This window comes from Streptomyces bathyalis (genome assembly GCF_015910445.1).
GTDB classification, from domain to species: Bacteria; Actinomycetota; Actinomycetes; order Streptomycetales; family Streptomycetaceae; genus Streptomyces; species Streptomyces bathyalis.
The window spans coordinates 7,219,463-7,238,384 of record NZ_CP048882.1 but is presented as its reverse complement, the minus strand read 5'-3'; the positions used below and the strand labels follow the sequence as shown (position 1 = coordinate 7,238,384).

Sequence of the window (18,922 nt, the reverse complement as noted above, 5' to 3'; positions counted from 1 at the left end):
CGTGACGGCGCCGGGCGGCGGCGCCCAGGTGGGGTGAGGTCAGCGATGAGCAAGGTCGTGCTGGATGTGTCGGTGTCCCTGGACGGGTTCACGGCCGGTCCGAACGTCCGCGAGGCGGAGCCGATGGGGGACGGCGGGGAACGGCTGCACGAATGGATGGCCGGGTCAGGGCCGGAGGGCGCGATCGACGCAGCGGTACGCCGGGAAGTGGACGCCGCGGTGGGGGCGGCGGTCATCGGACGGCGCACGTTCGACCTCGGCCTGGGCCCTTGGGGCGGTACGCCGTGGCCCGGCGTACCGAGCTTCGTGGTCACGCACCGGACACGAGAGGACCTCGTCGGCGGCAACGGCGGGACGTTCGTCTTCGACGGGATGCGGACGGCGGTTGAGCGCGCCAGGGAGGCTGCCGGGGGCAAGGACGTTCTGGTGCTGGGCGCCGACGTCGCCCGCCAGCTGCTCACGGCCGGCCTGCTCGACGAGGTCCACATCCACCTCGTTCCGATCCTGCTGGGCGGCGGAACCCCGCTGTTCGCCGGTGAGCGGGCCCAGTTGGCCGCGGAAGGAAGGGCGGTCTCCGGGGCCGTGACCCACCTGCGCTTCCGTGTCGAGAACAGCCAAGTACCCGCCGCGTCATAGCTTTTCGCGCGTCGCGACGGCGTGGAACGGCAGCGCCGGGGATTCGGTCCCGGGGCCGTGTGCGCCGCTTGCCTGGGACCGGCTGCTACGGCGGCGGCGCATCTTCGCCCATACCAGTGCTGCCCCAGCCCCTGTTGCCGCGACCGCGGCGAGTACGGGGCCTACGGCGAGAGCGCGCTGAAGTGACGTCGCGGCCGCGTATCCGATGCCGGCCTCGGCGGTGGCCCAGAGCAACGCGGCCATGACGCTGTAAGGGGCGATGCGGCGGTAAGGCAGACGGGTGGCACCGGCAACGTGGGGCGTGACGGTGCGGACCACCGGAACGAAGCGGGAGAGAAAGACGGCCTGGCCACCGCAGCGAGCCATCAGGGTCTCGGCACGCCGCCACGCCGCAGCGGGGACGCGGCAGCCCAGCCTTCCGGTGCGCAGGCGGTCGCCGAGCAGTCCTCCCGTGCGGTGCGCGACGAAGTCCCCCGCGACCACGGCGCACATGGCGGCCGCGATCACCAACGGGAGGTTCAGGAACCCGGTCTGTGCCAGCGCACCGGCCGTCAGCAGCAGTGTGAGGGTGGGAATGAAGGCACCGATCAGCAGGACGGACTCGGCCAGGACGGCCACCGTCACCATCATGTAGGCGGCGCCGGCGGGCACTTGGCCCAGCGTGTCGGACACGATCGTCATCGACTCGCCCCGGCCGCGGCGTCCCGCGGAGCCGTACGGCGGACTCCGTTCGCGGGGCGCCTGAGCTGCCACACCGTGGCCGGGGGCAGATTGGCCCACACCGTACGGCAGCCGGTGGCACAGCGGCGCTGGTAGTCGGAGAGGACGTCCTCCGCGGCGCGGTGCCGCTGGGCCTGTGCTGCGGACGCCAGCAGGGTACGAGCGTGCCGGGTGCCCCGGTAAGCGAAGTAGGTCAAAGTACCGCCTGGATACAGGAGTTCCAGATACCGGGCCATGATCGCTTCGACATCGTGCGGAGAAAAGTTGGTGAACGGCAGGCCGGAGACGATCACGTCGTAGCGCCGATCGGTGTCCAGACGCTCGATGTGCGAGGCGTGGACACGGATCTGCTCTCGCTGTCCCGCCGCGCCCGGATACGCAGCGAGGAGGTCGCGCAGCCGCTCCGCGAAACGTGGGTTGGCCTCGACGACATCCAGACAACTGCCTTGTGACAGCTGTGGGATCAAGGCGCGCGTGACCGCTCCGGTCCCGGCTCCCGCCTCAAGGATGTTGAGCGGACGTCCCGCCTGTGCGCGCACCGGCTCGGTCAGCGCACGGGCCAGGGACCTGCCGCTCGGTGCGACAGCCCCGACAGTGCGCAGGTCGCGGGCCGCTTCGAGGACGAACGTCCAGCTCCCGGCGGGCCGTTGCGCGGGGATACGGTCGGGTGAGGCGGGCGAGTGGCTCATGGCTGCGACGCTAGGAAGCCGGCCCGCACCTGCAACTCCGTCCTTGTGCGACGGCGTCCCCCTACGAAAGTAGGGGGTCAGCATGGAAGGTCGTCGGACGAAGACCTCCTGACCGGGTACTTAGGATCGCTGGGTGGGCTGGAGAGAGCACTCTTCGTGGGTCGCATACGGGCGCTACGGCCTAGTGGTGCTGGTCACCTTCGGCGCCGTTCAGTACCGCGCCGTGTCCACCGATGGCGGGTATCTGACGCCGGGCACGGCGGCAGCGGTGCTGTGCGGACTGTTCCTGCTCGTCCGAAGGCCCCACTGGCTCCTCGCCCCGCTACTGGCCACCGCCGCAACCGGCTTGTGGGGATGGCCGATGCTGCCGCTGCTGCTGATCGCGCTGTTCGACCTGGCAGCAAGCCACCGCGTCGTCGTGGCCATGGGCTGTGGCGCCGCCGTGCTGGTCACCGAGATGCTGCTGTCCTCGGCGACCTCGTCGTTCACGGAGCGCTTCAGTCTGCTCCTCCTGGTGGTCGTGGGATGCGGGCACTGGGCGGGCAGAGGCCGTCAGGTGAAGGTGCTGAACGCTCAGGTGGAACATCTGCGCATCGAGAGGGAGTTGCGGGAGGAGGCCGCCCGTGCCGCCGAGCGCTCCCGGATCGCCGCCGAGATGCACGATGTGCTGGCACACCGGCTGAGCCTCATCGCGCTTCACACCGGGGTACTGACCGCCACGACCAGCACGCTGCCCCAGGTGGTCGGGGAACGCCTCACCCTGCTGCGCACCACCTCCACAGACGCCCTGGCCGACCTTCGGGACATCCTCGGTGCCCTGCACGGCCCCCGGGACGCCACTGCGGATGCTGCCTCCGCGCCTGTCCTGCGCGACGTACACGAGTTGGTCGACGAGGCCCGAACAGCAGGGCAGCAGGTCGAGATGACGGTCGACGGGCAGCCGGGGGAGGCTCCCACCGTTCACCGTCTGGCTGTGCACCGCCTGGTTCAGGAAGCCCTGACGAATGCCCGCAAGCACGCTGAGGGTGCGCAGGTGACCGTCCGGATCGATTACGGGCCGCCCGTCTCCGTCGTCGAGGTGACCAACGGCCCCGGCAGTACCGCGACGGAGACGACCGTCTCCTCCGGCTTCGGGTTGGTCGGCCTGCGCGAGCGCGTCACCACCCTCGGCGGCCGTCTGCACGCCGGGCCTCACGACGCCGGCAGCTGGCGCCTCGCCGCCCGCATCCCCCACCCCACAGACGTCGAACAGAACGGCATCCGTACATGATCCGCGTCATGATCGTCGATGACGATGCCCTGGTCCGTCTCGGTCTGACCGACCTCCTCCACGGCGACGACGGCATCGAGGTCGCCGCCCAGGCATCCGACGGCGTGCATGCGGTCGAACTGGCCAGGGCCCACCGCGTCGATGTCGCTCTGGTCGACGTCCGCATGCCACGCATGGACGGCATCGCCGCCACCACCCGTCTCCGTGCCCTCCCCCACCCCCCGAAGGTGATCACGCTGACCACCTTCGACCTCGACGAGTACGTCTACAACGCGCTCGCCGCCGGAGCCGACGCCTTCCTGCTCAAGGACACCGACCCGGCCGAGATCCTGCGCGCCGTCCACCTCGTCGCCGCCGGCTCGGCCATGCTTCACCCTGCCGCGGCCCGCCGCCTCATCGACCGCTATCACGCGACCAGCCGGCCCCGAGCGGCCGCCGCACGTACCCGGATCGAGCAGCTCACGCCCCGCGAACGCGAGGTGCTGGCGCTGCTCAGCAGGGGCGACACCAACGCCGACATCGCCACCGGCCTCGGAATGCGCGAGAGCACCGTCAAGGCCCACGTCAGCCGCATCCTCACCACGCTGGACGTCGCCAACCGCGTCCAGGCGGCACTGCTTGCGCGCGACGCGGGCCTCACCGCCTGAACGGCGACGGTGCCTCATCCGCGCTCGTTGCGACCCAGGAACAACTCTGGGCCGCCCACCTGCACTTGGAGGCCGGAGCCAGATACCTTGAGCACCCGGCAGCGCAGACGTGTTTCGACCGCTGACCCGGCCCGGGCCCGGAGGTTCACGGCCACGCGCCCCGGTGCAGCCACCGATCGCTGCACCGAACTCTCGCCTCATCCAAGTCGACGATGCCAACTGAGGAGATCCGGATGCGAACACTGCGCGCACAGCTGGCCGCGGTAGTTGTCGTGAGCGCTGCCTTGCCCATGACCCCTGCGCTGGCCGAGCAGCAGCCCGCCGGGTGTACGGATCCCTCGGTACAACTGACCGTGGAGGAGCAGCGCTTGGCCAGGGCGGTGCCGCAAGAGATCCTGCAGCGTTCCGGTTTCGACCCGGTGGCTTCGGAGTTCACCCGGGCCCTGTGCGGCGCGGACTCCTACGCCGAGGCGGAGAAGCTGGTCGTGCGGCACGGGCAGCGGCTGTGGCAGCGCGCGGTGGACCGGGCCCAGGGACGTGGCCCTGCGGGCGGGGACCTGAGCCGCGCTGATGACCGGCCCTTGTACTGGGCGCGGTTGGGGATGACGGGGGCGCTGCGGCAGTGGCAGCCCGGCTTCGGTCTCCCGGATGCGCAGCGTTCGGCCCTGCGTGACCGGCTGGAGCAGAGCTCTCGCGGTCAGGATGCCATCGACTTCGCGGGCGGTAAGGACAAGGGCACGAAGCGGATGCTGGTCACCGGCTTCGACCCGTTCACGCTGGATGAGGACATCCGGATCAGCAATCCGTCCGGGGCCAACGCGCTTGCGCTGGACGGCACGGTGCTGCGCACCAAGGCGGGTCCGGTCAGAATCGAGACGGCCATGTTCCCCGTGCGCTGGGAGGACTTCGCCCGCGGAACGGTCGAGCGGACCCTGCGTCCGCATCTGCCGGGGGTGGACCTGTTCACCACCGTCAGCCAGGGCAGGCCCGGCCAGTTCGACGTCGAGCGCAACAACGGGGCCTGGCGTGGGACTTTCCCCGACAACGACAACATCTCGGCCTCCGGCACGGTCCCGGTGTCCGACCCCGCTACGCAGCCTCAGTGGACGACCACCACGCTTCCCTACCAGGACATCGTGTCCGCCCCGACGGGCCGCTTCCCGGTGAAGGACAACACGGAGGTGGTCGAGATCCCGGCGGGCGAGACCGAGCCGGTGACGCGGCCGGACGGTCCGACCGAGGGCTCCACCGCACGTGAGGGCGGCGGCGGGGACTACCTGTCCAACGAGATCGCGTACCGTGCGACGCTGCTGCGCGACCGGCTCGGCCTGAACATTCCCGGCGGCCATGTGCACACCCCCGTCCTCGAGTTCGGCCAGGGCAACACCGACCCGGCCACAGGCAAGATCACCGACCCGGAGTTCCTCCAGAACCGGCAGGACATCATCGATCAGGTCCGTTCGATCATCCGGGTGGCGGCCGAGAGCTGACAGCCGGGCACGCGGCCCGGGCTCTCGGCCCGCGTGCGGGCCGCCCAGGGCGCTAGGAGCCGCTGGATTCCGGCCCGTTGATGGTGATCGCCCCGGAGGGACAGACACCGGCAGCCATCTGCGCGGCCGCGCGGTGGACGGCCGGCGGCTCGGCGCGCAGCAGGAGCACGTGGCCGTCGTCGGGATCCTGGTCGAAGACCTCGGCGGCGGTCAGAGCGCACATCCCTGCGCCGATGCAGCGCTCGGCGTCCACAGTGATCCTCATGGGTCACGCGTCCCAGGTGACGGGGAGGCTCTTGACGCCGTAGATGTCCGCCGTCTCCGGGCGCAGATCGACCTCTTCGGCCGGTACGGCCAGGCGCAGCGTGGGGAAGCGGTTGACCAGCGCGGGGAACGCGACGCGCATCTCGACGCGGGCCAGCTGCTGGCCCAGGCACTGGTGGATGCCGTGTCCGAAGGCCAGGTGTCCGCCGTGCTGCCTGCGAAGGTCGAGCACGTGGGGATCGGTGAAGCGCTCGGGGTCACGGTTCGCGGTGTTGTACGAAAGGATCACCCGCGAGCCGGCCTCGATGGTCCGGCCGCCCAACTCGACATCCTCCAGCGCCGTCCTCATGAAAGTCTTGGCGACACTGAGATACCGCAGCAGCTCCTCCACGGCCCGGTCGGCGAGCTCGGGTTCGGCGCGGAGCGCGGCGAGTTGCTCCGGGTTGCGCAGCAGCGCGAACGTCCCGAGGGCCAGCATGTTCGCTGTTGTGTCGAGCCCGGCTGCCAGCAGGAGCAGGGCGATCCCCTGCAGCTCCTCGTCGTTCAGATCGCTGTCGGTGAGGTCGCTGAGTATGTCGTCGGTGGGGTTCGCGCGTTTCGCGGCCACCAGCTGCGCGAGGTAGTCCTGGGTCGCGGCGTAGGCCGTCATCAGGTCCTCGTCGCTCGTCTCCCCGTTCATGAACGAGTCGACCTGCTCCTGGAAGGACCCCCGGTCCTGGTACGGCACACCGAGCAGCTCGCAGATCACGATGGCGGGCACGGGCCTCGCGAACGCGGTCACCAGGTCCGCCGGCGGCCCCGCCTTCTCCATGGCATCCAGATGGTCGGCGGTGATCTGCTCGACGCGCTCGGTGAGCAGGCGCATCCGCCGCACCGTGAACTTGCCCATCAGCGGCTTGCGGTAGCGGCTGTGCTGTGGCTCGTCCATGAGCAGGAACTCGCCGGGCGGCGCCGCGGGGACCTCGAAGTCCCCGTAGTCGATGGTCGGATGGAGCATCAGCTCCTTGCGTGAACTGAACCGCGAGTCGGCCAGGACCGCCCTGACGAGGTCGTACCCGGTGATCAGCCAGCCCGGCTTTCCGCCGGGAAAGGTGTAGCGGCTGATAGGGGCGTGCCGGTGGGCGTCGATCAGCTCTGCCGGTGGGTCGAAGGGGCAGCCGGCCTGCCGCGCCGTCGGCATCGTCGTGACGGTGTTGAGGGATTCACCCATGACCATTCCTCACCTCGCGATAGTACGCGTTTAACATGCCTCGAAAGCTACGTTGCACTCAGGACTCCGTCAATCGACCATTATCAGTTCTCGCAGGTGAACGGCCTCATATTGATGCAATGACGCTGAGGGCGAATGCAATATCGCGTTGCAATGAATGTTGGCAAAGGCAATACTGGCGGCATGCCAGGAGGACGATTGACCCAGCAGGAGCGTCAGCGCATCGCGGCCGGACTCGCCGACGGGCTCTCCTACGCCGAGATCGCCAGACGGCTCGAGCGGCCGACCTCGACGATCAGCCGGGAGGTCGGACGCAACGGCGGGCCCGGCGGCTACCGGCCCCAGCAAGCCCAGCGGGAGACGGTCCGGCGGGCGCGGCGCGGCACACCCGCATCCCTGGGTGCCGGCCCATCGGACAGCACGACCGAGACGGACGAGGAGATCATCGAGCTGGCGGTCAGGTCGGGGATGCCGAGGACGGCAGCGCGCGTGCACGTCGACCTGTTGCTGTCCGAGGACGGCAGGCGCACCGCGGCCGAGTTGGCCCGCAGGCTGAAAGTCAGCCCGGCCTCCGTCTCCGTGGCCGTGAACTTCCTGGTCCAGCAGGGGTTCGTCAGGCGCGAGCGCGATCCGCAGCGCAGGCGCGACATCTACGTGATCGACGACGACGCCTGGTACCACTCCATCCTGATCGGCTCGCGGCTGACGCTCGATTCGGCACAGGCCGCGCTCGCGGCCGCGGAGAAACTCGGGCCCGACAACCCCGTGGGACAGCGGCTGACCAGGGCAGGGACGTTCCTGGAGCGGGTCATCCTGGACACGATGGAGTCGGCCGACCGCTGGCGCTCCCTCCTGGCGTGATCAGCTGCCGGCCCGTTCAGCGACATGGTGATGTGGTCGGCCACGCCCCTGCTGAAGTCAGTGAGCCAGGTTCCGCATGTACGTGCCGAACCTCTCCAGGCCGTCGATGTTGCGGGGGCCGCTGATGCCCTCGTTGTAGTCGAGGATGAAGAAGTTGTCCTTCTTCACGGCGGGCAACTCCCGCGTTTGCGGCGACTTCTTGAGAAAGTCGATCTTCTTCGTGGCGGGCTTGTCCCCGTAGTCCAGGATGATGACGACCTCAGGCTCGGCCTTGGTGACACTCTCCCAGTTCACCTGTGCCCAGCGCTCGTCGAGCTTCGAGAACACGTTCCTCCCGCCGGCCTTCTCGATGATGTCGTTGGGCGGAACCTGATTCCCCGCGGTGAAGGGCTGGTCGGTCCCGGAGTCATAGAGGAAGACGGGAGGCGGGTCGCCCTTCGGCGCCTTCGAAGCGACGGCCTTCTCGCGTTCCCTGAGACCTTGGACGACCTTCTCCGCCTTTTCCTCCGCCTTGAATATCTTCCCGAGCCGCTCAAGGTCTGTGTAGAGCGCTTCGAACGGGGGCTTCTTCTCAGGGGACTTGGGGTAGTTGTAGCAGCTCTCGGTGTGCATGAAGCTCTGGATCTTGAGCTTGTCCAGTATCTCCGGAGTGATGCCGCGTTGATCGCTGAAACCGGAGTTCCAGCCGGCCACGACGAAGTCCGCCTTGGCATCGACGACCAGTTCCTTGTTGAGGAGGTCGTCGCTGAGTTTCTTCACCTTGGCGTACTCGGACGCCCAGGGCGACTCGCTCACAGGCGGGTTGGCCGGTGGCATCACGTAGCCATGGACGTGCTTCGTCAGTCCGAGGCTGAAGAGCTTGTCAGCGCTTCCCCCTTCGTAGGCGACCGTGCGCTTGGGGGTGGTGTATTCGACCGGCTCCCCGCACCTCTTGACTGTGACCTTCTCGGACTTCTTCCCGTCGGTCGCGACGTCCGCTCCGCATCCGCTGAGCAGGAGTGCGGCAGCCGCGGTCGAGCCGACAGCGGCGCGTCGCCGTGCGGGGTTCAGTGGCCGGGTGAGAGGCATGAGGTCTCACTTCCGTTCGGTGATGGAGGGGCGAGGGAATACAGCAGTTGCGGATCGCCGGTCAGCGGGTGGCTGACGACGCTCGCGCGGACGCCGAAGACGTCGTGAACGAGCTCGGGAGTCAAGACCTTCTCGGGGGCCCCGCTGGCGACCAGGCGTCCGTCGGAGAGCACACCGAGCTGGTCGCACGCCGCAGCCGCGAGATTCAGGTCGTGCAGCACGATCAAGGTGGTCAGGCCCGTGACACGCAGCAGTGACAGCAGCTCGATCTGGTGCCGCACGTCGAGGTGGTTGGTCGGCTCGTCGAGGACGAGGACCGTGGGCTCCTGGACGAGAGCGCGGGCCACGAGAACGCGTTGACGCTCGCCGCCCGAGAGTGTCAGCACGCCGCGACGGGCCAAGTGACTGATGTCGAGCTGCTCCATGGCCCGCTCGCACAGCTCCCGTTCCCTGGTGCTGAGCACCTGGTTGCCCCGGATGTGGGGCGTACGGCCCAGAGCGACGACCTCTTCCACGGTGAAGTCGAGTTCGACCTCCCCGTCCTGGGCGAGGGCGGCGACGAGTTGAGCACTGCGCCGCATGCTCAGGCGTGACAGTTCCTGCTCACCGATTCGTACAGTGCCGGAACTCGGGCGCAGGGCACGGTAGATGCACTTCAGGGCGGTGGACTTGCCGCTCCCGTTGGGTCCGACGAGGCCCACGCACCGGCCGTCCGTCACGTTCAGGGAGAGGTCGCGCAGGAGCTTCTTGCCGTCAGTCACGACCGACAGCCCGTCGAGGGTCAGGTCCATCAGCGGCCTCCGAACATGTAGGCCTTGCGGCGCAGCAAGGTGACGAACACCGGGACACCGATCAGTGCGGTGATGACGCCGAGGGGCAGTTCCCGCGGAGCCACGAACGTTCGGGCCACAAGGTCCACCCACACCATGAAGACCGCCCCCACCAGCGGACTGACCGCGAGCACGCGCTTGTGAGTGGCCCCGACGACCATGCGCACCAAGTGGGGCATGACCAGACCGACGAAGCTGATGGCACCGCTCACGGCGACCATGGCGCCGGTGACGAGCGAGATGAGGACCAGGAGCCCCTTGCGGTGCCGGTCGGGGTCGATGCCCAGGCTCGCCGCCGTCTCGTCGCCCAGTGCCATCACATCCAGGGCGCGGCTGGAGCGGTTCAGCCCGAGCACACCGAGCAGCACCGACACGGCGACTGCGGGCAGGGTTGCCCACGTTGCGGCACCGAAGCTGCCCATCGTCCAGTACAGGACCGTGCTGGTGGCCTCGCTGTTGGGGATCAAATAGATGATCATGCTCATCACGGCCTGGAGGCCGAGTGCCATGGCGATGCCGGTCAGGATGAGGCGAAGTGGTGACAGCCCGGCCCGGCTCGCGGCAGCGGCGTATACGAGGGCCGATGCTGCCAGCGCCCCCAGGAAGGCTCCGGCCGACGTGGCGTAGACCCCCAGCCCCGCGAGAGCTCCGGTGACGGTGACGCCGACCGCGCCGACAGACGCCCCGGAGGAGACGCCCAGGACGTACGGGTCGGCCAGCGCATTGCGCACCATCGCCTGGATGGCCACCCCGATGGTGCTCAGCCCCGCCCCCACCAGCGCGGCCAGCAGTACCCGAGGGGTGCGGATCTCCCAGACGATCTGATAGGTCGTCGCCTCGCGCGCGTCGATCTGCCCGCCGCTGACGGCGGCCCACAGGTATCGGGCCGTCTCGTCCGGCGTGATCACCGCCGGCCCGAGACCGATCGCCACGACGACGGACGCCAGAAGCAGGACGAGGAGGGCGAGGCAGGCGGGGATCAATCCCCTGCGTGAGGTGCGCGGCCGGACGTCACGGGCTTCCTTGTTCGCCGAACGCGAGGCGCTGCCCACGGATGGCACGGGTGAGTTCGTCATGTGTCGTCGGAGTCAGTTGAGCCGTCGTCCTCTTCACTCTCCGGTGAGGAGGACCGGGTGACCAGGAGCGCCGCCACCGACGCGACCGCCATCAGGGCGCCGAAGACCAGAGCGATCCCGGGATAGCCGGCGAGACCGAGGCCGGCGCCGCCGAGGGAGGCTCCGACGAAGACGCCCAGACTCATTCCCGCCGCGTTGATGCTCAAGGCGGTTCCGCGCAGCGGCCCGCAACGCCGGACGAGCAGACTCACGGCGCAAGCGGCGACGACCGCGTGACTGGCCGCATGCAGTGAAGTGAGGACGAGAGCCAGCACGAGCAGGTGCGTGAAGTAGAACCCGACCACGGAAGCCAGAGCGGTGACGAGACCGAGACCGAGCAAGTACTCGGTACGCACCCGGGGTCGAGCGGAGTTCGTGAGCCGACCCGCGAGGAGGTTGCTCACGAAGAACGAAGCGCCGCTCAGCGTCCAGACCAACGAGAAGAGGCCGGGGTCGAGTTGGAACCGGCTGTCGTAGTACGCGGCCAAGTACGCCAAGTACCCCATGAACACGGCGGTTCGGAGAAGGGAGATCAGGAGCAGCGGCACGGCACCCCGCACCGCGGCGAGGGCCTTGAAGGAAGCGAGGTAGGTCAACTTCCGGTCGCTGTCGGTCTCTTCCTCCACACCGGAGGAGGTGCGCCGCGAGAGCAGTATCGCCGCGAGCAGCAACGAGACCGCCGAGACCGCGAGGAGGTCACCCTCCCACCCCCAGAACAGAGCGGGCAGCGCGATCAAGGGCGCCGCCAGCATCGCCGTCATCGACTGGGTCGCCGTGACCAGCGTCGCCGCTCTGCCGGCCGTCTTCCCCGAACCGAACCGGTCGGCCGCCGCTGCGGTCAGAGACGGATTGAGCACGGCTGTCCCACCTCCGACGAGCAGGCAGAAGGCCACGAGAAGGATGTAATCGCCGCTCGCTCCGAGAGCAGCCGAGACGGCGAGCACCCCGAGCCCGCCGGCGGCGGCCCACTCCTTGGGGACACGGTCGATCAGCGGCGCCAGTGCCGTACCCACCAGCAGGGCCGCCAGCCCGCCCAGTCCGCGGAGCCCGCCCATGGCAGCGACGCTGCTTCCGGACCCGTCCGCGATCGGTACCAGATATGTACTGAAGACGGTGAACGGCAGCAGCCCGACCGCGGAGGCCAGCAGGATGGGCCACAACTCGCGTGTCATCCTCAAGTCGTTCGGCAGCCGCTCACCCGTTTCTGCTTCCTCACGCCTCATATGCGAAGTCCCGGTACCGGTACTCATGAGGCCTCCTCGACCACCGTGGCCAAGCTGCCGGCCCGGTAGCGGTACAGCACAGTGGCGTCCGCGCTGAACTGGGAGAACGGGAAGGTCTCGGCCGACAGGGCAGTCACGCCGCTGTGCAGGAACGCGCGTGCGACGGAGCTCCCGGTCTGTGCGTAGACCACGAGCGGGACGTCCTGCTGCCTGCAGTGCTCGATAATCAGGTCGAACGTGCCGTTGCTGAGCGTCATTCCGGTAGCCACCACGGCGTCGGCCTGCCCGAGGACTTCGGTCATGTCATCGGAGACCGGCTCGCCCCACTGCGTGGTCCGCAGGTTCAGGTCGCAGGGCAGACAGACGCCGCCCTGGTCGCGTATCGCTTCGATCAGTGGATTCACCACACCGATCAGGGCCACCCGGGCGCCTGGTTCGACTTCGAGCAGTCCCGCTACGGCGGCGTCCCGCGCCCTTGCCCTGCGCTCCGGGGTTCCGGTGGGCAGTGTGAACGGCTCGGCGTCGCCGGACGTCCGGTGCGGCCGCACATGGGACAGATAGGCATCCAGCGCAGCGATGCGTACCGGAGTCGTCTCGCTACGAAGCAACGTCTCCAGGGGGAAACCGGAGGCGTTCTCGCAGAAATCGGGGCTCAGTTCGCCTGCTTCGAAGGAGCAGGCTCCAAAGCTCTCCCCTACACGCAGCAGCAGGTAGTGGTTGTGGTACGTGACCTCGCCGCCCGCCAACCGCGTGGTGTGATAGAGCCAGAAGGCACTGGTGACGGTCACGCCTCCCGGAGCGGGCCCGTAGGCGCCCTCCAGCACTCCCTCGGTCAATTCCGCGACGGTATGCGGCTTCGGGTATGGCATTCTCAGTTCTCTCGTCGAATGGTGGGTTTGCTGCTGCTCTCCGAGCAGGAGCCGGCTGTTGCCGGCGTCGGTCAGGTGTCGTGGGCGCTTGCGTCAAGTCCCGCGTCGCGCCGCGGAGATGTCGGGCCACGAGGCGGTCGACCACGGCTGCCTCAATTCGTCGAGCGACGTGATCTCGTGGGGGCTCAGGATGTCGATGTCCTTGGCCCCGCGGTGCCGGGCGAAGGCGCTGTCGACATAGCGGTGTCCGGTGTCGGCTGCGATGAAGACGTAGGTCCGCCCGGTGCTTCTGCGGCGTCGCTCCCAAAGAGTCGCCAGATACGCGGCCCCGGCTGAAAGTCCCGCGAATATCCCGGTGCTGCGCAGCAGTTCGACGGCCCCGGACAGGGCGCATTCGAAGTTCACCCAGTGGATCCGGTCGTAGAGGGCGTGGCGTACGTTCTTGAACTCGATGGCGCTGCCTATGCCAGCGATGATCATGTCGGGGTCCGACACATGCTCCGACCCGAACGTCACGCTCCCGAAGGGCTGTACGCCCACGACGGTCACATCCCGGCCGGCCTCCCTCAGGTAGGTGGCGATGCCACCCGTCGATGCCCCGGAACCGACACCGCCGACCAACGAGATTCCGCCCGGCGGGACTTCCCGGTCCATGACGTCGGCCACCTCGCGGTAGCCGTAGTAATGGATTTCGTCGTGGTACTGCCGCATCCAGTGGTACGAAGGATTCGCCTTGAGGATCTCGGAGATGCGGCGTACTCGCAGTTCCTGGTCCAGCCGCAGATTCTTCGAGGGCTCGACCTGCTCCAGGGTGACGCCGAGGATCTCCAGCTGAACGCGGAGCGTGCGGTCCACGGTCGTCGAGCCCACGATGTGGCACTTGAGCCCGAAGCGGTGGCAGGCGAGTGCCAGGGCCTGTGCGTAAATGCCGCTCGAGCTGTCAATGAGCGTGTCGCCCTGCTTCACGGCCCCGGAGTCGAGCAGATGGCGAACAGCCCCCAGAGCCGAATAGATCTTCATCGTCTCGAATCGCAGGCAGAGCAGATCCGCTCGCACGCGGATCAGATCGGGCTGCTTCACGGCTTCCGCTATGTGTGCGTGCATCTCAGCGCCGGTCAGGCCGCTGCGCTTCGGCGCAGCTTGAACAGGAAGGTCTGCACATCGTCCGTGTCCCACGTCTGATGGTGGATCACCTCTGGAAGGAACCCGGATTCGATCGCGTACGCGACGATGTCCCGTAGCTCGGAGGTGTTGGAGACGATGAAGTAGATCTCGCCCTCGTCCGCCAGCAGATCCCGCTGCACGATCTGATCGAAGAACCGCACTGCGATGTCCGTCCCGACGCACACGTTCCGCACGACGGTCGGGTCGTCGCTCACTTGCTGCGTCACAGCAGGCGGGTTGAAGGTGACGACGTCGAATCGCGCGCCGTCGGGGACCCTTTCGAACAGGTCGGAGACCAGAGGGATGAAGACCGTTCCGGGCCGCTCCCCCACGATTCGCTCGTAGTGCTCCGTCATCGCCCGCACGCTCGCGGGGTCGATGTCCAACGCGTGGATCTCCCTCGCCCCTTGGAGCCCGGCGACAACGGCTTCGACTCCCAGGCCGACACCCATGGCCCCGTAGCACCTCCCGCTGACGGGGATGGTCCCGTCCAGTACCCGGTCGTGGATCATCCGGCTCGTCTCCCCCGGCATGAAGACACCGGGAGGCAGATCGAACGTCCAGTCCCTGTAGACGTAAGGGCGTTGCGTGTGAAGGTCCGCCTTGGGCGTGTTGAGGGCGATGATCTCGTCTGCGGGCAGCGTGTCCGGGAGGCTCTCGTGGAGTGCCCATGCCCTGGCCTCAGCCGGGTCGTCGGCGAAGAGTGCTGTGTTCCTGCGGCCGTGCTCGCGCATGGCTCCTCCTGCTGAGTTCTTCTCGTGGGACCGACGCAGCCGACTGCACTGCGGCGCAGTGCTTCCAATACGTCGTTGTCGCTCCTCCGGCCCGGCCTTCGCCCCACGAGTGGGAGACGGCTGCATCCGAACGACTGCCTGCGTCCAGCGCAGCATTCGTTAAATGGAAATGATTGTCAAGAGCACTTGGAGTAGCCTGGCGATCGCGACGACCCGGCGGCCCCTGGATCACACCGAGCCGAGGACGCAGCCAGGCGCGACGGACAGGCGGCCGCGGCGGCAGCACCGCACGGCGGGGTGCTCGGCAAGCGCCCGCCCTCCCAAGTGACTTCAGTCGGCCGGCGAAGAAGGATGAGGAGTGGAAGACGTGCAGCTGTCCCGCGATGTGACACCGCGACAAGGGACAACAACCGGAGTGGGGACGGCATTTGGCACCTTCGGCGAACTGCTACAGGGTGCGCTGCCGGAGGAGGGCGGTGACTTCTTGGTCACGCTGCCCGTCGCCCGTTGGAGCATGGCCACGTTCCGGCAGGATCCCGAAGCCGACGAGATCGCCGTGCGTCCCTCCCACAAGGAGAAGGCTCTTCAACTCACCCGCATGATCGCCGAGGAGGTTCCGGGGCCTGTCGGAGGAGTCCTGACCCTGAGCAGTGTGATCCCCGAGGGCAAAGGGCTGGCCAGTTCCTCGGCCGACCTGGTCGCGACTGCCCGAGCGGTGTCGAACGCCCTGAACACGCCCATGCCGCCCGCCAGGATCGAACGACTGCTGGCGCGGATCGAGCCGACCGACGGCGTGCTCTACCCGGCGATCGTCGCGTTCCACCATCGCACGGTACGGCTCCGGGCGATCCTGGGGTCCCTTCCGGCCATGACCGTGGTGGGCATCGATGAGGGCGGCGGTGTGGACACCGTCGACTTCAACCGCACCCCCAAGGGCTTCTCCACGGCGGAGAGTTGCGAGTACGCCCGGCTGCTGGACAGGCTCGCCGACGCCATCCCGCGACACGACCTGGAAGAAGTTGGCACAGTCGCGACCCGGAGCGCCCTGATGAATCAGTCGCTCCGATACAAGCGGTCGCTGGAGCCGATGCTGAAGATCTGCCGGGACGTCGGCGGCCTCGGCGTGGCCATCGGGCACAGCGGCACAACTCTCGGAGTTCTTCTGGACGCCCGTGACTCCTCCTGCACGCGGAGAGCCACAGCAGCCGCCCGAGCATGCGCCGATCTGGCCGGCAACGTCGCCGTGTACCGGACTCTCAGCTTCCCCGGCGTGCCTGCCCGGCCCGTCAATTCCCTTCTGCCTGCCTGGGACTCGCCCTGGTTGAGACTCAACGGGTGACGCACCGGGCCTCACGATCAGGACCGGCGCCGCACAGCCTCCCGCACGATGTGCTCCGCGATGGCGAGAGCCGAAGTCGCCCCCGGCGACGGCGCGTTGCGCACGTGCACGATGTGCTCGGTCCCCGAAATGACGAAGTCGTCGACCAGGGCGCCGCGGCCGTCCATCGCCTGTGCGCGGATGCCCCGCGGCCCGCGCGTGACGTCGTGGTGGGCGAGGGCCGGAACGTACTTCCGCGCCTCGGCGACGAAGCGCCGCGAGCTGAGGGCGGTACGCGCCTCGCGGGCGGCCGCCGGGAGATTGCGGGCTGCGAACCGCCAGAATCCGGCGAACCCGAGAGCTTCCCGCACGTCTCGGGGAACGAACCGCCGGCCTTCGTAGACCTCCCGTCCCGATGACAGAAAGGCGTTGGGGCCCAGCAGAACTGCGCCGTCGATCCGCTTGGTGAGGTGGACACCCAGGAACGGGTAGCGGGGGTCGGGCACCGGATAGATGAGCCCGTTGACCAGGTGGCTCTTGCTCGCGTGCATCAGGAAGTAGTCGCCGTAGAAGGGCACGATCCGCGGCTCGTCGGGTTCCCCTGCGGTACGTGCCAGGCGGTCGGAGTGGAGACCGGCGCAAGCGATCACGAGATCGAACTCCTCGGTCAGTGAGCCTGCCGTGAGGCGGACCGCTCGTCCGTGCCGCTCCAGGGCCGTGACCTCTTCGCCAAGCCGTACGGAGCCACCGGCCGCGCGGAGATCCTCCGACAGCGCGGCCGTGAGCGCCGCGTAGTCGACGATCGCGGTGTGCGGCGAGTGCAGTGCACGGATTCCCTGCGCGTGCGGCTCGAGTTGGGTGATCTCGTCACGGTCGATCAAGCGAACGCCTGGGACGCCGTTGGCTGTGGCACGGGCATGGATGTCGTCGAGGCGGGATGCTTGTTTCTCGTCGAGTGCGACGACGATCTTGCCGCACTCCTCGTAGGGGATCCGGTGCTCCCGCACGGCCTCTCGCAGCAGGCCGACTCCCCTCCTGCAGAGGGTGGCCTTGAGGCTCCCCGGCTCGTAATAGAGGCCGGCGTGCACGACACCGCTGTTGTGTCCCGTCTGGTGGGCGGCCAGCCGGTCCTCCTTCTCGAACAGGGTGACCTCGAACCCATCGGCCTCCCGGGCGAGTTGGCGGGCGACCGACACTCCGACGATGCCGCCACCGACGACGGCTGCACGCTTCTTCGTGTGGCTCACCGGCCTCCCGCCTCCACCACTCCGTCCACGCGTCGTGGCAGGGACCAGGGGTTCCCCGACTGCACCGGCGGGGGCAGCGCGGCATCGGGTGCCCCCTGGTAGGTGACCGGGCGGGTGAACCGGTCGAGGGCGGCCGCGCCGATCGAGGTCGACGCGGGCACCGTGGTTGCCGGCCAGGGCCCGCCGTGCTGCTGTCCCCATGCGGTGGCGACGCCGGTCGGCCATCCGTCGACCACGACCCGGCCGACCAGAGGCGTGACGGCTTCGAGCAGCGGGCCGACGTCGGGGTCCCGCTCACCGCCCGACATCACGCAGGCGGCCAGGGCTCCCTGAAGGCCGGTCATCACTGTGAGCAGTTCCGGCATGTCGTCGTACTCGACCACCAGCGCGACCGGTCCGAAGCACTCGTCGAGGAGGCGACTGCCTGGCCGCACGGCACCGATCGGTGCGGCCAGCAGGGTCGACGCGACCGACCAGCCGTGCGCGGGGCCCGCCACCTGTGAGACGACGGTCGCCCCGGCCTCGACCAGCTCGGTCACGCCTGTAGCTGCCGAGGCGGCGATCTGCTCGGTCAGGCACCACGCTCGGGGTGCGCAACTCCCGAGCGCACGCGCCGCGTCGGCAGCGAATTCCGACCCGGACGGCGCGAAGAGCAGACCGGGCTTCGTACAGAACTGGCCGGCGCCGCCGGTGAACGAGTCGACGAAGCCGGCGGCGACTTCAGCCTTGCGCGCGGCGCCGGCCGGGGTGAGAACCACCGGGTTCACGGTCCCCATCTCGGCGAACACGGGGATCACGACGTCGCGTTCGTTGGCGAGGCGCCAAAGGTGCTGGCCCCCTTTCTGCGACCCGGTGAACGCCACCGCGGATATGTGCGGTGAGCGCACCAGGACGGTCCCGGAATCGAAGCCGGTGACGAGCGCGAAGGCACCGGCGGGCGCACCGGCCCGTTCCAGGACGCGCGTGGCGAGTTGGGCGAGCCGTGCGCTCAGCGCGGGGTGCGCCGGATGGCCCTTCACCACCACGGGGCACCCGGCCGCGAGTGCGGAGGCGGTGTCGTTGCCCAGAACTCCGAACGCCAGCGGGAAGTTGCTGGCTCCGAAGACCGCGACAGGACCGAGCGGAATCCGGGTGCGGGCCAGGTCCGGCCCGGCCGCCGTTGCGCGGTCGATCGTGACCCCGAGATAGGAGCCCTCGCTCGCGACGTCGGCGTAGAAGCGCAACTGCCCGGCGGTGCGTGCCAGTTCTGCGGCCAGACGAGCCGGGCCCAGAGCTGTTTCGCGGTCGGCGACGGCGACCAGATCGTCAGCCGTGTCCGGCTCCTCCAGCGCGTCCGCGATGCCATGCAGCCAACGGGCGCGGGTGGTGGGCCTCGTCGAGCCGACAGCTCGTGCGGCAGCGCTCGCCGCACCGAGTGCTTCGTCCACCCGCTCGCGTGGCGTCACCGCGAACGTGCACGTCACGTGGCCGGTCCGTGGATCCCGGCCTCGCTCGACCGTGGGGGTCGAAGCCCTTGTGATGTCTGCCATGCTGTCGTAACGTACAGCCGCACTGAACACCTGTCCAG

At 68.6% G+C, this 18,922-nt stretch carries 19 protein-coding genes; 6 read left to right on the top strand and 13 right to left on the bottom strand.

Annotated elements, in window-relative coordinates:
• Positions 1-45: 45 nt before the first annotated feature.
• Entirely contained in the window at positions 46-636 is a 591-nt protein-coding gene (locus G4Z16_RS31520) for a dihydrofolate reductase family protein (protein WP_197353958.1), read from the top strand.
• Here the strand turns inward: G4Z16_RS31520 and G4Z16_RS31515 are convergent.
• Together G4Z16_RS31515 and G4Z16_RS31510 are read right to left on the bottom strand one after the other, a co-directional pair.
• The gene (locus G4Z16_RS31515; RefSeq protein ID WP_197353957.1) at positions 631-1,317 is read right to left on the bottom strand and encodes a DedA family protein; all 687 of its coding nucleotides are present in this window, start codon (positions 1,315-1,317) and stop codon (positions 631-633) included. The genes G4Z16_RS31520 and G4Z16_RS31515 overlap by 6 nt on opposite strands.
• Entirely contained in the window at positions 1,314-2,045 is a 732-nt protein-coding gene (locus G4Z16_RS31510; RefSeq protein WP_197353956.1) for a class I SAM-dependent methyltransferase, read from the bottom strand. The genes G4Z16_RS31515 and G4Z16_RS31510 overlap by 4 nt, the downstream gene beginning before the upstream one ends.
• 133 nt (positions 2,046-2,178) lie before the next feature.
• On the opposite strand from G4Z16_RS31510, the gene G4Z16_RS31505 reads away from it, so the two are divergent.
• The 3 genes from G4Z16_RS31505 (at position 2,179) to G4Z16_RS31495 (ending at position 5,452) form a co-directional block, all read left to right on the top strand.
• Positions 2,179-3,315, top strand: a complete 1,137-nt coding sequence (locus G4Z16_RS31505; protein ID WP_246531171.1) for a sensor histidine kinase — start codon at positions 2,179-2,181, stop codon at positions 3,313-3,315.
• Positions 3,312-3,962, top strand: coding sequence for a response regulator (locus G4Z16_RS31500; protein ID WP_197353955.1), 651 nt, complete (start codon positions 3,312-3,314; stop codon positions 3,960-3,962). Before G4Z16_RS31505 ends, G4Z16_RS31500 begins: the two co-directional genes overlap by 4 nt.
• Before the next feature lie 233 nt (positions 3,963-4,195).
• A complete protein-coding gene (locus G4Z16_RS31495; RefSeq protein WP_197353954.1) occupies positions 4,196-5,452 on the top strand; it encodes a pyroglutamyl-peptidase I in 1,257 nt (418 codons plus the stop codon).
• A gap of 52 nt (positions 5,453-5,504) precedes the next feature.
• Here the strand turns inward: G4Z16_RS31495 and G4Z16_RS31490 are convergent, their stop codons facing one another.
• Both G4Z16_RS31490 and G4Z16_RS31485 read right to left on the bottom strand, forming a co-directional pair.
• Positions 5,505-5,717, bottom strand: coding sequence for a ferredoxin (locus G4Z16_RS31490; RefSeq protein ID WP_197353953.1), 213 nt, complete (start codon positions 5,715-5,717; stop codon positions 5,505-5,507).
• A gap of 3 nt (positions 5,718-5,720) precedes the next feature.
• Positions 5,721-6,926, bottom strand: a complete 1,206-nt coding sequence (locus G4Z16_RS31485; protein WP_197353952.1) for a cytochrome P450 — start codon at positions 6,924-6,926, stop codon at positions 5,721-5,723.
• A 183-nt stretch (positions 6,927-7,109) separates the two neighbouring features.
• On the opposite strand from G4Z16_RS31485, the gene G4Z16_RS31480 reads away from it, so the two are divergent.
• On the top strand, positions 7,110-7,787 hold the full coding sequence (locus G4Z16_RS31480; RefSeq protein ID WP_197353951.1) for a GbsR/MarR family transcriptional regulator: 678 nt from the start codon (positions 7,110-7,112) through the stop codon (positions 7,785-7,787).
• A 57-nt stretch (positions 7,788-7,844) separates the two neighbouring features.
• Here G4Z16_RS31480 and G4Z16_RS31475 read toward each other — a convergent pair whose 3' ends face one another.
• From G4Z16_RS31475 to G4Z16_RS31445, 7 genes are all read right to left on the bottom strand, one after another.
• Positions 7,845-8,855, bottom strand: coding sequence for an ABC transporter substrate-binding protein (locus tag G4Z16_RS31475; RefSeq protein ID WP_197353950.1), 1,011 nt, complete (start codon positions 8,853-8,855; stop codon positions 7,845-7,847).
• Complete coding sequence (locus tag G4Z16_RS31470) at positions 8,834-9,646, bottom strand: ABC transporter ATP-binding protein (protein WP_197353949.1); 813 nt, start codon at positions 9,644-9,646, stop codon at positions 8,834-8,836. Before G4Z16_RS31470 ends, G4Z16_RS31475 begins: the two co-directional genes overlap by 22 nt.
• Positions 9,646-10,761, bottom strand: a complete 1,116-nt coding sequence (locus G4Z16_RS31465; RefSeq protein WP_246531170.1) for a FecCD family ABC transporter permease — start codon at positions 10,759-10,761, stop codon at positions 9,646-9,648. Before G4Z16_RS31465 ends, G4Z16_RS31470 begins: the two co-directional genes overlap by 1 nt.
• Positions 10,758-12,050 carry an MFS transporter gene (locus tag G4Z16_RS31460; RefSeq protein WP_197353948.1) on the bottom strand — a complete coding sequence of 431 codons (1,293 nt, stop codon included), beginning with the start codon at positions 12,048-12,050 and terminating at the stop codon, positions 10,758-10,760. The genes G4Z16_RS31465 and G4Z16_RS31460 overlap by 4 nt, the downstream gene beginning before the upstream one ends.
• Positions 12,047-12,892 carry a Rossmann-like domain-containing protein gene (locus G4Z16_RS31455; protein WP_197353947.1) on the bottom strand — a complete coding sequence of 282 codons (846 nt, stop codon included), beginning with the start codon at positions 12,890-12,892 and terminating at the stop codon, positions 12,047-12,049. Before G4Z16_RS31455 ends, G4Z16_RS31460 begins: the two co-directional genes overlap by 4 nt.
• A 93-nt stretch (positions 12,893-12,985) precedes the next feature.
• Positions 12,986-13,996, bottom strand: a complete 1,011-nt coding sequence (locus G4Z16_RS31450; protein WP_197353946.1) for a pyridoxal-phosphate dependent enzyme — start codon at positions 13,994-13,996, stop codon at positions 12,986-12,988.
• Positions 13,997-14,007: 11 nt separating this feature from the next.
• Positions 14,008-14,790 carry a class I SAM-dependent methyltransferase gene (locus G4Z16_RS31445; RefSeq protein WP_197353945.1) on the bottom strand — a complete coding sequence of 261 codons (783 nt, stop codon included), beginning with the start codon at positions 14,788-14,790 and terminating at the stop codon, positions 14,008-14,010.
• Between the two features lie 415 nt (positions 14,791-15,205).
• Between G4Z16_RS31445 and G4Z16_RS31440 the strand changes: the two genes are divergently transcribed.
• Positions 15,206-16,129: a GHMP family kinase ATP-binding protein gene (locus G4Z16_RS31440; RefSeq protein ID WP_246531169.1), complete on the top strand. Its 924-nt coding sequence runs from the start codon at positions 15,206-15,208 to the stop codon at positions 16,127-16,129.
• Positions 16,130-16,146: 17 nt separating this feature from the next.
• Here the strand turns inward: G4Z16_RS31440 and lhgO are convergent, their stop codons facing one another.
• Complete coding sequence (lhgO, locus tag G4Z16_RS31435; RefSeq protein ID WP_197353944.1) at positions 16,147-17,355, bottom strand: L-2-hydroxyglutarate oxidase; 1,209 nt, start codon at positions 17,353-17,355, stop codon at positions 16,147-16,149.
• Complete coding sequence (locus tag G4Z16_RS31430; RefSeq protein WP_197353943.1) at positions 17,352-18,884, bottom strand: aldehyde dehydrogenase family protein; 1,533 nt, start codon at positions 18,882-18,884, stop codon at positions 17,352-17,354. The genes lhgO and G4Z16_RS31430 overlap by 4 nt, the downstream gene beginning before the upstream one ends.
• Between the last annotated feature and the right edge of the window lie 38 nt (positions 18,885-18,922).

What these genes read in the sequence shown, in the direction of transcription:
- G4Z16_RS31430 (WP_197353943.1), bottom strand. Translation starts at nt 18,884, where the DNA reads ATGGCAGACATCACAAGGGCTTCGACCCCCACGGTCGAGCGAGGCCGG.
- G4Z16_RS31460 (WP_197353948.1), bottom strand. Translation starts at nt 12,050, where the DNA reads ATGAGTACCGGTACCGGGACTTCGCATATGAGGCGTGAGGAAGCAGAA.
- G4Z16_RS31520 (WP_197353958.1), top strand. Translation starts at nt 46, where the DNA reads ATGAGCAAGGTCGTGCTGGATGTGTCGGTGTCCCTGGACGGGTTCACG.
- G4Z16_RS31470 (WP_197353949.1), bottom strand. Translation starts at nt 9,646, where the DNA reads ATGGACCTGACCCTCGACGGGCTGTCGGTCGTGACTGACGGCAAGAAG.
- G4Z16_RS31465 (WP_246531170.1), bottom strand. Translation starts at nt 10,761, where the DNA reads ATGACGAACTCACCCGTGCCATCCGTGGGCAGCGCCTCGCGTTCGGCG.
- G4Z16_RS31445 (WP_197353945.1), bottom strand. Translation starts at nt 14,790, where the DNA reads ATGCGCGAGCACGGCCGCAGGAACACAGCACTCTTCGCCGACGACCCG.
- G4Z16_RS31485 (WP_197353952.1), bottom strand. Translation starts at nt 6,926, where the DNA reads ATGGGTGAATCCCTCAACACCGTCACGACGATGCCGACGGCGCGGCAG.
- G4Z16_RS31475 (WP_197353950.1), bottom strand. Translation starts at nt 8,855, where the DNA reads ATGCCTCTCACCCGGCCACTGAACCCCGCACGGCGACGCGCCGCTGTC.
- G4Z16_RS31515 (WP_197353957.1), bottom strand. Translation starts at nt 1,317, where the DNA reads ATGACGATCGTGTCCGACACGCTGGGCCAAGTGCCCGCCGGCGCCGCC.
- G4Z16_RS31480 (WP_197353951.1), top strand. Translation starts at nt 7,110, where the DNA reads ATGCCAGGAGGACGATTGACCCAGCAGGAGCGTCAGCGCATCGCGGCC.
- G4Z16_RS31510 (WP_197353956.1), bottom strand. Translation starts at nt 2,045, where the DNA reads ATGAGCCACTCGCCCGCCTCACCCGACCGTATCCCCGCGCAACGGCCC.
- G4Z16_RS31455 (WP_197353947.1), bottom strand. Translation starts at nt 12,892, where the DNA reads ATGCCATACCCGAAGCCGCATACCGTCGCGGAATTGACCGAGGGAGTG.
- G4Z16_RS31450 (WP_197353946.1), bottom strand. Translation starts at nt 13,996, where the DNA reads ATGCACGCACACATAGCGGAAGCCGTGAAGCAGCCCGATCTGATCCGC.
- G4Z16_RS31495 (WP_197353954.1), top strand. Translation starts at nt 4,196, where the DNA reads ATGCGAACACTGCGCGCACAGCTGGCCGCGGTAGTTGTCGTGAGCGCT.
- G4Z16_RS31500 (WP_197353955.1), top strand. Translation starts at nt 3,312, where the DNA reads ATGATCCGCGTCATGATCGTCGATGACGATGCCCTGGTCCGTCTCGGT.
- G4Z16_RS31490 (WP_197353953.1), bottom strand. Translation starts at nt 5,717, where the DNA reads ATGAGGATCACTGTGGACGCCGAGCGCTGCATCGGCGCAGGGATGTGC.